A 2,124-nucleotide genomic window follows, 5' to 3' on the forward strand; every position below is an offset into this window, starting at 1 on the left:
ATATACTCTCCGTTTTTTTATACTTTCATTGCGAGGGAAGCGAAGCAATACCAACAGCTTGCGATTGCTTCGCACAGCGAACAATGACACATAGTAAGTAATTTGGACATGATATTAGTTAACAGTTAACTGTTAACTGTTAACCGTTAACTTTCTATGCGTTTGCATCAGCGCGGCGCTGCTTCATTTTAGCTTTCACTAAACCTAAGCCACCCAAAGCTAAACCGAGCATCGTGGCAGGTTCAGGTACGGGTTCGCCAGGGGTGACAGGATCTTCTGTAGAAGGCAATGTTGCCGTCAGCATCATTCCATCGTTAGTACATTCTTCTAACAAAGTGATAACTGCATTAGCTGGGTTCATAAATTGACCTAGCAAGCTTTGGCTGAAGCTAAATCCTACAGTATACTTGCCAACACCGCCTAAGCCAGCGAAACCACTAGCCAGAGAAGCAATTTCACTAACTCCCAGGAAGTTAATATCACCTACTTTAGTTCCGCTAGCAATGGCATTTAGCTGACCGTAGTTTGTGTCTTGGCTGACACCATTTGCATTAGTTAAATAGCTCTTAGCTTCAGCTACAGTTGCACCGCCATAGCCTATTGCTCCTCCTGTGGTGCCAGTATTTGTATTTGGAGCATTGTTGTTAACCCAACTCTGGTATTCATCGAAGGTAGTGAATCCAGAATTTTGCTGAGTTACGCTCTGTGCCGTGACACCACTGTAGACACCGGTGGTTGCAGCGCCAGAGTCATTCGTACCAGCAAAGCGGATACCAAACAACGATCCAGTTGCGCTAGCGTCTTTTAAACTCTTGCCTGTGAAGTTGAAGAGGATGTCGCCCCAGCCAATATTTCCGTCTGCGGCTCCGCTATAAGCTTGCCCAGCCAGAGCAAGATTAGCATTAAAGGCTATGGAAATGATGCCGTCATTTGCCTTCATTGCCATGCCGTACATTTCATAATTACTATTTTTACCAACGCCGTCATTGCCATCATTGCCGTCTGCGAAGGAATCCATCGTATAAGTCCAGTTGGAGCCGAGTACCTGAGCTTGAGCGGCTTGTCCGGTTATTAAGCTGACGCAGACAGCAGCAGCAGTGACACCGATTAATGTGGAAAGATTGCGAATTTTCATAGCGTTTAACCTCTTGCGTCTTTTCTTGCCCTTATAGTGACAATCTTATATAACCCTTGATAAAGGTTCTAGAGGCGATCGCATATTTTTTGATAAATATACAGTGAAGATTGATAGAGGTTTTTATCGAGTATTCTACGTACTAATACTGAAAGGTTAAAGGTAAACTAGATGGAGAAGGTATTGGAGAAGTAAATGATTAAGGAAAAGAGTTTAAAGACAGAAATTGTAGGCAATGTTCCTAGTGCTTGGTGGTCTAGACTGTGGCGATCGCAGAAGGAAAATATTCAGATCGTGGCGATCGCACTATTGTTAGCCCTGTTTATTCGGGCTTTTGTCGCTGAGCCCCGCTACATACCTTCAGATTCAATGGTGCCAACTTTGCAGATAGGCGATCGCCTCGTAGTTGAAAAAGTTTCTTACTATTTTCATCAACCAGTAACAGGTGACATTATCGTGTTTAGCCCTCCTAAACAGTTGCAAAAGAAAGGTTTTACCAAAGATCAGGCCTTTATTAAACGAGCGATCGGCTCCCCAGGCCAAACAGTTGCCGTCCGCGATGGTAAAGTCTATCTCAACAACAAGCCGCTTCAGGAAAACTATATTGCCGAGCCACCAGAGTATGAGTGGGGGCCAGAGATCGTCCCAGAAAATACTTACTTTGTCATGGGAGACAACCGTAACGATAGCAACGACTCTAGCAAGTGGGGATTCTTACCAAAAGAAAATATCATCGGTCGTGCCGTGTTTCGCTTTTGGCCCCTCGATCGCGGTGGACTCCTGTAAGTGGGGAGATGGGGGAAATTAAATCGAACCCACTCTCGAAGTCTCCAAATCTCCAAGTCTCCCGCTTTCCGTGTACGGATATTGCTACTGAATCCCTACCTCTGATGAGGTAGGGAGTTTTGGCGCTGACTGATAAAATAGTACCAAGCCCTGTGGGAAGACCCACTTATAGCAGTTTTCAATTGGGTAGGTACTGCTCTAAA

2 protein-coding genes are annotated in these 2,124 nt (G+C 44.9%); one reads left to right on the plus strand and one right to left on the minus strand.

Annotation, left to right across the window (positions count from 1 at the left end):
• Nucleotides 1-154: 154 nt before the first annotated feature.
• Nucleotides 155-1,135: an XDD3 family exosortase-dependent surface protein gene (locus OSCI_RS03625; RefSeq protein ID WP_007353499.1), complete on the minus strand. Its 981-nt coding sequence runs from the start codon at nucleotides 1,133-1,135 to the stop codon at nucleotides 155-157.
• Between the two features lie 195 nt (nucleotides 1,136-1,330).
• Between OSCI_RS03625 and lepB the strand changes: the two genes are divergently transcribed.
• Complete coding sequence (lepB, locus tag OSCI_RS03630) at nucleotides 1,331-1,921, plus strand: signal peptidase I (protein WP_007353500.1); 591 nt, start codon at nucleotides 1,331-1,333, stop codon at nucleotides 1,919-1,921.
• Nucleotides 1,922-2,124: the final 203 nt, after the last annotated feature.

The sequence above is a fragment of the Kamptonema sp. PCC 6506 genome, from assembly GCF_000180455.1.
In the GTDB taxonomy this organism is placed as follows: Bacteria; Cyanobacteriota; Cyanobacteriia; order Cyanobacteriales; family Microcoleaceae; genus Kamptonema; species Kamptonema formosum.